Source organism: Lactobacillus sp. UMNPBX16 (assembly GCF_002553775.1).
Taxonomy (GTDB): Bacteria; Bacillota; Bacilli; order Lactobacillales; family Lactobacillaceae; genus Lactobacillus; species Lactobacillus crispatus.
Window position 1 is genome coordinate 1 of record NZ_PCYU01000052.1, and the last position, 9,565, is coordinate 9,565.

Below are 9,565 nucleotides of genomic sequence, written 5' to 3' on the forward strand. Positions count from 1 at the left end.
TTTGATTTTACAATCCGCCTAAAAATAAAATTTACAATTTACATTGACTTATCACCACATGACTTTCTGTATATTAGATATTTATATTTTACAGGAAAGCCGAACATATGTCTCTATTTTTAAAATAAAAAAAGCTGACTGCTAGGTCAGCTTGGCCCTATCCATCCCCGCATTAAAATACGGGGATTTCCGGGCATTTTCATTAAAAAAATGGCCAGATCTTTGGCGATCTAGTCATTTTACTCGCAGACGAAATTGTTAAGTCTATTGATAGAATATTTTAGTTACTTCTTCAAGTTCTTTTCGCAGTAGTCCTTAACCTTGTCATCATCGGCCTTAAGAATCCATTCAACTGCTGCTTCGGTCTTCATCGTGTCACGACCATTTGCTTCCATTTCGTGGTCCCAAATAGCGTCACGAATAGGCATTTCATTACCCTTAGCCCAGTCAAAAACTTGATCCATATTTCTATCAATTAATGCAGTTTCTTCAATTTCTTTTGCATCTGCCATAATTAAATGTTTCCTTTCTGATAACGACTTTATTGTAGTTCTATTAGCTACAACTGTTAACAAAAAGGTACTTTTTTATTTAAATTCTAATTTTTGCCATTAACTGCTTCATCAGCCTTATTCACTACACTAACCGCATTAAGTGAACGAGGATAACCAATGAATGGTACGTTTTGTTCAATGACCTTCATCAAGAATTCCTTGTCATTGCCTAATTTGATATTTGCTTGAGTATGAGCCATTAATTGAGGTTCACAACCACCTTGTGCAGCAATATAACAGAAAGTAATCATTTCGCGATCATTGTCATCTAAGCCTTTTCTGGTGTAGTAATCGCCAAAACAATTATCTACAAGCCACTTGTTAATAGTACCCTTCTTAGAAAAGTCCTTCATTTGTGGACCAAACAAGCGCATTTGAGTTTCTTCACCTTTTTCAAGGCGATTGTCTAGTGTAGTAGTTGCTTGACCCGCAAGAGGTAATTCAACGCCGCGCTTAGTCAAAATATCATTGGTAATCTTGAAAAATGGGAAAACTCTACCCAAACCTAAATAATCAACCGCTTGATATAAAATTTCCTTAGCTTCAACTGGGCTAACACCATTGTCCAATGCGACTGAAAGCATTACTTCATATTCTTCTTTTCCTTGCATCCCCAACAAGTAAGCTAAAGTTGACAACATCTTGGTACGATCAGGTAAATCAACGTCTGCCTGCACTTCGTCAAAAGCAAAATGATTAATTCTTTCCAAAGCTTCAGGATCGGTCACCTTTAATAAGTTTGCATGAGCTCTTTGAGCATCTTCTTTAATTGACATAATAAATTCCTTTCTAAACGCTTATCTCTACTATTTATTTAAGTACGATTGAGTCTAAAAGAAAAATATCTATTTTTTATTCTGCAATATAACTTATTCTTATCAAAAAAATATCCTAAAGGCTTTTTGCCTTCAGGATATTTCTATTAGGTTATTTAATTAGTTTTTCTTGTCTGCTTCAGCATCATGGTATGACTTAACGATTTCTTCAACTAATTCTGGGTCATCCTTTAAACCAGTAGTCTCAACAATGACATCCTTCAAGTCTTCATCCTTAAGCATTTGCATCAACTTAACGCTTTCCTTGTCGTTAGGTTCATCAAAGTGATAAATTCTACCAACAGTTTCCATCAATGCACTGTAGTCCAAACCTCTGTCCTTCAATTCACGGATTGGACGGATAAATCTTTCATTGTAGCCTAACTTACGGATTGGAGTTCTACCAACACGAGCAATATCATCTGAAATATATGGGTTTTGGAATCTGCTCAAAATCTTGTTGTGGTATTCTTCCAAACTTTCTTCGGTGAATTCCTTGTTCCACTTGTGGTAAAGAAGTGAACGGGTTTCACTCAAGACACGCTTAACTTGCTTTAAAACAAATGGATCCTTAATAGCATCCCCAATAGTGTCATAGCCAAGGCTCTTGCCAGTATAAGCAACAGTTGCGTGTCCCGTGTTAACTGAGAATAACTTTCTTTCGATGTAAGGTTCAAGGTCTGGTGCATAGTCAACGCCCTTTAACTTGATATCCTTGTTCTTCATTTGGCTTTCGTCAATAACCCATTCCTTGAAGTCCTCAACTGAGACAAACAATGGATCGTCATTATGTTGGATAGGAACAATTCTGTCTACAGCTGCGTTAGGGAAGCCAATGTACTTGTCTATTTCAGGCTTAACGTCATCGTCCAAGTGCTTATAAACTTCTTCTTTTAAGTGTTCTGAACCGCCAATCATGTTTTCACAAGCAATCACATCAAGTGGAGTAGTGTTGCCTGATTGAATTCTAGCAGTTAATCCTTTGGCAATTAATGGAGCAATGATTGCCAAAATCTTTGGACCAATGGCGGTAGTTATCATATCGGTTGATTTAATTGCTTCAACTACCTTGTCTGAATCCTTAGCATTGTTAATTCCATCAACATTTGAAACATGAATTCTCTTCTTACCAGGTGCGGCTAATTCAATGTCATATTCACCACGCTTGTTTAATTCATCAATAATAGTTTCATTAACATCAACGAAGTCAATGCCAAAACCATTATCTGCTAAAGTTTCACCAATAAATCCACGACCAATATTACCTGCGCCAAAATGTACTGCTCTCATGTTTAATCTCCTACGTTCTTTAATAAATCAATAATTTCTTCTGGTGTTTGTGCGTCTGCAAGCTTTGCAACGTTGGAAACATCACTACAGAAAATAGCAATCTGTGACAAAATATTTAAGTGTTCATTGTTCAAACCAGCAATCCCAAAGACAACGGTTACCAATTGCTCGGTATCATCCTTAGGGTCACTAAAATCAACGCCCATTGGAATTTGGACTACCGAAATTCCAGTTTTTTTAATGTGCTTCTTACCTTCGTCAGTTCCGTGAGGGATGGCGATGAAATTACCCATATAAGTCGACACATCTTCATTACGGGCAAGCATTGAATCAATATACTCTGGTTCGACACAGCCGCCATCAACTAATAATTGACCGGCCATTCTAATTGCTTGATCCCGCGTTGGTACGTCTTGATTAAGTTTGATCATTTTTGGATCTAATTGTAATGCCATTTAGCTCATCCCTTTCTAATTCAACTTTTGAATAGCTTCGCCAAGCTTTTTATCTTTAAGTAAATCATCAACAACTAGGGTTTGAATATCACTGTATCTGACAGCCAAGTTCTTATTAGCAGCTGGAGTAACAATTACTAAGTGACTTGGATCATCAGTCAATTCGTTGATTCTTACTGCCTTAACAGGAGTAGTCTTACCAGCCTTCTTAATTGCGTCATTGAATAAACTAGTTGCCATAGTAGCGGTACCTAAGTGTTGATCGTGACGGATGAAGTCCACTTCTTTAACTTTACTGAAGTCGATTCCTTCAAGTGAACCAACCTTCTTAACTGGTTTTTCAACCTTTGGCTTATCTTCTACTTGAGTTAAAGCTTTGAAGCTAGCTACGATTGTGTCATATTTCGGACTACTCAAGAAGTTGCCAACCGCCACGTGCATTGCATGTGGAGTCTTTTGTAAAGCGCGGTCAGCTAATTCTTCTTGCGTGATGACCAACAAACCATCTTCATCTTTCAAGTTTCTAACAGCGGTATTGGTTACTGAAACCTTAATGCCAGCCTTCTTGAATTTATCACGCAAAAGTGAAGCACCCATAGCAGATGAACCCATACCTGCGTCACAAGCAAAGATAACTTTCTTAACATTGGCATATGACTTAACTGATTCATGTGCATCTTCAGCTTCCGGCATTGATTGACCTTTAGATTGGGCCTTCATGGCTTGCATTTGGGCTTGTTTTGCTTCTAACTCATCACCAGTACTCTTGTCGTTTTTAAGAATAATTGCGGCAATAATGAATGAAACAACTGCGGCGCCAAGAACACCAACAATATTACCGAAATAAGCATCCTTTGCGGAAACAAGCAAGATAGCTAAAATTGAACCAGGTGAAGCAGCTGCTTTTAATCCACCACCAAGAGTAGTGAATAAGAAAGTACCAGTAACACCACCACCAATAGCGGCTAAAATCAATGATGGTTTCATTAATACATACGGGAAGTAAATTTCATGAACCCCACCAAAGAATTCAATGATGGCAGCACCAGGAGCTGAGCTCTTTGACTTACCCTTGCCAAATAAAGTAAAGGCAAGCAAGATTCCAAGTCCTGGACCTGGGTTTGATTCCATTAAGAACAAAACTGACTTACCAACTTGTGCAGCTTGTTGGATACCTAATGGAACTAAGATCCCGTTACCAATAGCGTTGTTCAAGAACAAAACTTTGGCAGGTTCAATAATGATGTTGGCTAATGGTAGTAAGTGAACTCTAATAATTGCATTTACTCCTGCACTAGCCCATTGACTGCCGACTTCCATAATCGGTCCAATGATAAAGAAGGCGAAAATTGCAGCGATCATTCCTAGAATACCAAGTGAAAAGTTATTGTAGATCATTTCAAAACCAGATTTAATCTTGTCCTGGAATACTTGATCTAGTTTTTTCAATAACCATGCACTAAGCGGACCCATAATCATGGCACCTAAGAACATTGGTTGATCAGTACCAACAATTACACCTAATGTACCGATTGCACCAGCAACGGCACCACGTTCTTCATAAACCATGCGACCACCTGTATAACCAATTAACAGTGGCAACAGGTAATGAAGCATTGGTTGAACTAAGTTATTAATTTCTTTGTTAGGGAACCAACCGTGTGGATACATAAAGAATGCAGCGGTAAGTCCCCAAGCGATAATGGCACCGATATTCGGCATGATCATACCGGATAAAGCTGTACCAAATTTTTGAACCTTCACTTTAACAGAAGATTTACTTTTTGCTTGAGCCATTTTCTTTTTCCTCTCTCATCAACTTACATTTTTATCCTAAGTCAATCAGTAAGCGTTTACAATGAAACAAAAATAGAACTCTGGCACAAAACTGTGCCAGAGTCTGAGTTTGCCTATTCTATTAGGCTTTTAAGTTCTTACTTGATGTAAGTGATTTTTTGATTTCGCCCAAAAACAGATTAGCAAGAGCATCTTTGATCTGTTCTTGATCACCATTGGTGAACAAATTTAAGTTGCTGTCACTCATGATGATCATGCTGGAAACCATGCTTAATAGTTGTTGCTCTGAGTCGGATAAATTGTCTGGTGCCAGCATTAGCAGGATTCTTTTAACCTGAATTGTGTTGTGGTCCATTGATAAAAGCGAGATTTCATTGTCCAAATCAAACAAAGTGAAGGAACAACGAGTAATTTCTGAGCTTCTAGTGTGCAGCAGTGCAATATGGCTGTTAGGGATACCAACTGGTGCCATCCTTACTCTTTTAAGTAAATTTTTGGCTACGGGCATTTGCTTGCGAATCAAAGTAGAGTCCGAGTGAGCCAAGCATTCTTGAATTACTGCGATTAAATCCTGCGAATTGTATTCCAGATTCTGAATCGTAATGCCATTTACAAGTTCTGAGCAAAATAGCATACTGATCGACAATTTAGATAAACGAGCAGCAGAATGCTTGTGGCTACTTTCGACCATCGGTTGTGTATCGGCATCAAGCGGATACTTTTGTTCATAATCCTTAAGATAATTTCGGATGCGATCAATTTCATTATCTAAAAGTAATGGACTAACTAACTGATAGTCTCTTGAAAAGCCCTTTAACTTTAAAGTTGAAAAAATCAAGTTGTATTGCGAAAGATCGATTTGATTTAAGGTCGAAACCCGGCTAACTTTGATCTGCTTGATCTCAGAGAATTCTTTTTTAAGACGGGCACTTAAAATAGCTGAAGTTCCGATCCCGTTTTCACAAATAACCAGTGCTGAAAGATTACGGCTATTGTTTTGACTGGTATACTCATTGGCAAAATACAGTAAAATCAACTGCATTTCTGAATCCGTCAAATGGTTATCAGGAAATTCTACATTCCAATATCTTTGAATGGCCGCATACAATTTATCAAACTTTTGACTTAAACCAGCTAGGATCTCAATTGGCGTATCCGGCAAAAGAGAAACTCGATGTTGCACCAAAGTGATAATGTGCTTAGTCAACTTAGTCATAAAGTTAGGATCTTTTTGAAAATCCCATCGCACTTCTTCTGAAACTGATTGCACAAAATTCTTCACTTTAACAGAGATCGCCAATTCACGGTCGTTATAAGTCAAATATGTGTTGTGATAGTCACGAGACAGCAATTTATTAGCCAAATATGTAACGTCGTTTTGATCCACCTGAATACTGCTAGTTTCTGTTTTGGCAAATAAAGCCATAAATCGATAAACATAGCCCTGATATTTAAGCGTATCTTCTGCAGGTTGAATAAAGTCTAATTTGCATCCCGCCATGGTTCGTTTAAGCGTAGCCGCAAAGACCAAAATAAGTTCGATCACCTTTTGATCGGTATCAATTTTAATGTTATTAAAAATGCTGTCCTTCAAACATGAATCAACCGTCAATAACAACTTTTTATCGATCAGATTCAAAAATGGATCTTTGCTTTTAACATCATTGTGCAAATATTTGAAGAAATCATACTCGTTAATTTCGTTGAGCATGATATCCACAAAGACCTGACGGCGTATCTTTTCAGGCGCTTCAACCAATAAGCCTACGCCCTTTTTACGGATTAACTTAATGTGGTAGCGATTGAGCGATTTTTCCACTGAATTCAAATCATTCTGAATCGTAGCTTCACTGACATTCAAATCCAACGCAAACTGGATAATCTTACAAGGCTCAGTACTAATTAAAAGTGTAGCCGCAATCGTCTTTTCTCTTTTATCAATCGACATCACGGATTGACTATGCGAGCTGCGCACCAGCTCCTTAACTTCTTGCAATTGCTTAGCATCGCCTGATAAATAGTACTTACCCCTTTGGTTAACGATCTCCAAATTATTTTTCTTTAAATCGCCAAACTCACGATAAACTGTCCGCCGACTAATCCCTAAATTTTCCTCAATTTGTTTAATCGTCACACCCGTTTGATTCTCAAGTAAAATCTGCAGGATCTGTTTCTGTCTTTGCGTTAAAAACATACTATCGCCTTTTATCTATCCATAAATTATTTCTTAAGTAGATTATACTTGAACGCAAAAAAAGAAGACAGACCTTAGTCTGCCTTCTAAAGAATTATTATATGTGTAATTTTAATTGTTATTATTCAACAGTTACACTCTTAGCCAAGTTACGTGGTTTATCAACGTCTAAGCCCTTATCCTTTGAAGCGTAGTATGCAAGAAGTTGAGTTGGAACAACAGTCAAAAGTGCTGACATGTAGTAGTTAATGTCAGGTAAGACAATATCATCGCCATCTTTAGCAAAGTCTTTACCAACAATAGTGATGATACTTGCGCCACGAGAAACAACTTCTTGAATGTTACCACGAGTAAGATCAGCGGTAACTGGGTCATTAATCAAAGCAATAACTGGAGTACCCTTTTCAATTAATGAAATAGTACCATGCTTAAGTTCAGCTGCAGCGAAACCTTCAGTTTGGATGTATGAAACTTCCTTTAACTTCAAGGCACCTTCAAGAGCAACAGCGTGATCAATACCACGACCAATGTAGAATGCGTTTCTTGATGGAACTAAGTATTTCTTAGCAAGCTTTTCAAGCTTTTCCTTACCATCAACAATTTGTTGGATACCTTCAGCAGCAATAGCTAAGTCATGCTTCAAGTTCCAGTCCTTTGCTTCTTGAACGCCTAACTTTTCACCCAATGCCTTAGCAAGAACTGCTTGCAAAGCAACTTGAGCGGTATAAGCCTTGGTTGAAGCAACAGCAATTTCAGGGCCTGCACCTAAAAGCATAGTGTAATTTGCTTCACGAGAAAGAGTTGAGCCTTCAACGTTAGTCATAGTCAAGCTTGGAATACCGCGCTTGTTAGCTTCCTTCAAAACGACACGTGAGTCAGCAGTTTCACCTGATTGGGTAAGGAAGATGAAGAATGGGTGCTTGCTCATCATTGGGAAGTGGTAACCTGCTTCTGAAGCATAGCCAACTTCAGTAGGAATACCAGTGTAATGTTCAAAAATAGACTTCCCAACAAGTCCTGCGTGGTAACTAGTACCTGCAGCAAAGATGTAAAGACGGTCAGCCTTAGAAACGGCATCAACGATATCTTGATCAACCTTTGGTTCACCATTTTCGTTTAAGTAGTTTTGTGAAATGTGACGCATAACGCCAGGTTGTTCATCAATTTCCTTTAACATGTAGAATTCGTAGGTACCCTTTGAAGCCGCGTTTGGATCAATGTTCAAAACGTGTGGTTCACGGTCAACTTTCTTGCCGTCAACAGTTTCAATAGTGTATGAATCCTTAGTAATGTCACCAACGTCACCGTCTTGTAAGTCAACGAAAGTCTTAGTTTGGTCAAGAACTGAAATAGCATCTGAAGCAATAATGTTAAAGCCATCACCAATACCAAGCATCATTGGTGACTTGTTCTTAGCGATAAATACGTGATCTGGTTCAGTGTTATCAATTAATAAGAATGCGTATGAACCCTTAACAAGCTTCAAAGCTTCCTTGAATGCTGAAAAAGCATCTAAGTCTTTATCACGAGCAATCTTGCTAATTAATTGAACAACTACTTCAGTATCAGTGTCTGAATGGAACTTAACACCTTGTAAGTACTTTTCCTTTAATTCAGCATAGTTTTCGATAACACCATTGTGAACTAAGTAGAAGCGCTTAGTTTCATCGTAATGTGGGTGAGCGTTATCAACAGTTGGCTTGCCGTGAGTTGCCCAACGGGTATGACCAATACCAACTAGTCCTTCTTCATCTGGAGTTAACTTTTCCTTCAAGTTTGAAATACGGCCGACAGCTTTAGTTAAGTATTCATGACCATTTAAATCGTTTAAGTAAATACCAGCTGAATCATAGCCACGGTATTCCAAATTAGTTAATCCACTTAAAATAATATCTTTTGCAGGCTTACCTACAACTCCTACAATTCCGCACATATTTTTCTCCTTTGGTCTAGTTCAATAATTATCTAATGGACTAGTTCATATTTATTGTTACAAGTGCAATAATAACCTTTTTTAATAAAGCGGTCAAGCGATATATTTCAAAATTGGTATAATATTTTTACGGCAAAAAAATAACTATCAGTTATTAACAACTGATAGTTATTTCTTATTAATTTATCAATTATCTATCACTGTCTGGAATGCCTTTTCCTTCGTAATGTCCAGTTGATACAATTAAACGCTTTAAGAAACAATGCTTAGCTTTTATTGTTGACGACACTTTAATCAAATACTCTAATTAAAAAAGAAAAGCCAGAGCCAATAAAGGGAAACTGTCAAATCTTTTGTGTAAATAGATCTTTCTCGTAAATTGATTTTTTAATTATTTATTTAATCAAAGTAGGATTCTAAGGTGTCCTGAACCTGACCAAAGCCTTTATGAATTCGATTGAAATAACGGTCATTGTAGCTCATTGCCTGAATACCAATAAAAGCATCAAGCGACTGTTCAGTTGGAA

At 37.6% G+C, this 9,565-nt stretch carries 7 protein-coding genes and 1 pseudogene; all 8 read right to left on the reverse strand.

What is annotated here, in order from left to right; all coding sequences use genetic code 11:
• Positions 1 to 284: 284 nt before the first annotated feature.
• On the reverse strand, positions 285 to 512 hold the full coding sequence (locus CP367_RS09595; protein WP_005724381.1) for a hypothetical protein: 228 nt from the start codon (positions 510 to 512) through the stop codon (positions 285 to 287).
• 86 nt (positions 513 to 598) lie between these two features.
• On the reverse strand, positions 599 to 1,330 hold the full coding sequence (locus CP367_RS09600) for a carboxymuconolactone decarboxylase family protein (RefSeq protein WP_089143369.1): 732 nt from the start codon (positions 1,328 to 1,330) through the stop codon (positions 599 to 601).
• A gap of 159 nt (positions 1,331 to 1,489) precedes the next feature.
• Positions 1,490 to 2,659 carry a mannitol-1-phosphate 5-dehydrogenase gene (locus CP367_RS09605; RefSeq protein ID WP_089146030.1) on the reverse strand — a complete coding sequence of 390 codons (1,170 nt, stop codon included), beginning with the start codon at positions 2,657 to 2,659 and terminating at the stop codon, positions 1,490 to 1,492.
• 2 nt (positions 2,660 to 2,661) lie between these two features.
• Positions 2,662 to 3,114: a PTS sugar transporter subunit IIA gene (locus CP367_RS09610; protein ID WP_005720866.1), complete on the reverse strand. Its 453-nt coding sequence runs from the start codon at positions 3,112 to 3,114 to the stop codon at positions 2,662 to 2,664.
• Between the two features lie 15 nt (positions 3,115 to 3,129).
• Complete coding sequence (locus CP367_RS09615; RefSeq protein ID WP_089146031.1) at positions 3,130 to 4,911, reverse strand: PTS mannitol transporter subunit IICBA; 1,782 nt, start codon at positions 4,909 to 4,911, stop codon at positions 3,130 to 3,132.
• Positions 4,912 to 5,032: 121 nt separating this feature from the next.
• Entirely contained in the window at positions 5,033 to 7,105 is a 2,073-nt protein-coding gene (locus tag CP367_RS09620; RefSeq protein ID WP_089147571.1) for a BglG family transcription antiterminator, read from the reverse strand.
• A 121-nt stretch (positions 7,106 to 7,226) separates the two neighbouring features.
• The gene (gene glmS / locus CP367_RS09625) at positions 7,227 to 9,038 is read right to left on the reverse strand and encodes a glutamine--fructose-6-phosphate transaminase (isomerizing) (protein ID WP_089147570.1); all 1,812 of its coding nucleotides are present in this window, start codon (positions 9,036 to 9,038) and stop codon (positions 7,227 to 7,229) included.
• Positions 9,039 to 9,437: 399 nt separating this feature from the next.
• A pseudogene (locus tag CP367_RS09630) lies at positions 9,438 to 9,565 on the reverse strand (IS256 family transposase); the annotation flags it as partial.

What these genes read in the sequence shown, in the direction of transcription:
- CP367_RS09595 (WP_005724381.1), bottom strand. Translation starts at nt 512, where the DNA reads ATGGCAGATGCAAAAGAAATTGAAGAAACTGCATTAATTGATAGAAAT.
- CP367_RS09600 (WP_089143369.1), bottom strand. Translation starts at nt 1,330, where the DNA reads ATGTCAATTAAAGAAGATGCTCAAAGAGCTCATGCAAACTTATTAAAG.
- CP367_RS09605 (WP_089146030.1), bottom strand. Translation starts at nt 2,659, where the DNA reads ATGAGAGCAGTACATTTTGGCGCAGGTAATATTGGTCGTGGATTTATT.
- CP367_RS09610 (WP_005720866.1), bottom strand. Translation starts at nt 3,114, where the DNA reads ATGGCATTACAATTAGATCCAAAAATGATCAAACTTAATCAAGACGTA.
- CP367_RS09615 (WP_089146031.1), bottom strand. Translation starts at nt 4,911, where the DNA reads ATGGCTCAAGCAAAAAGTAAATCTTCTGTTAAAGTGAAGGTTCAAAAA.
- CP367_RS09620 (WP_089147571.1), bottom strand. Translation starts at nt 7,105, where the DNA reads ATGTTTTTAACGCAAAGACAGAAACAGATCCTGCAGATTTTACTTGAG.
- glmS (WP_089147570.1), bottom strand. Translation starts at nt 9,038, where the DNA reads ATGTGCGGAATTGTAGGAGTTGTAGGTAAGCCTGCAAAAGATATTATT.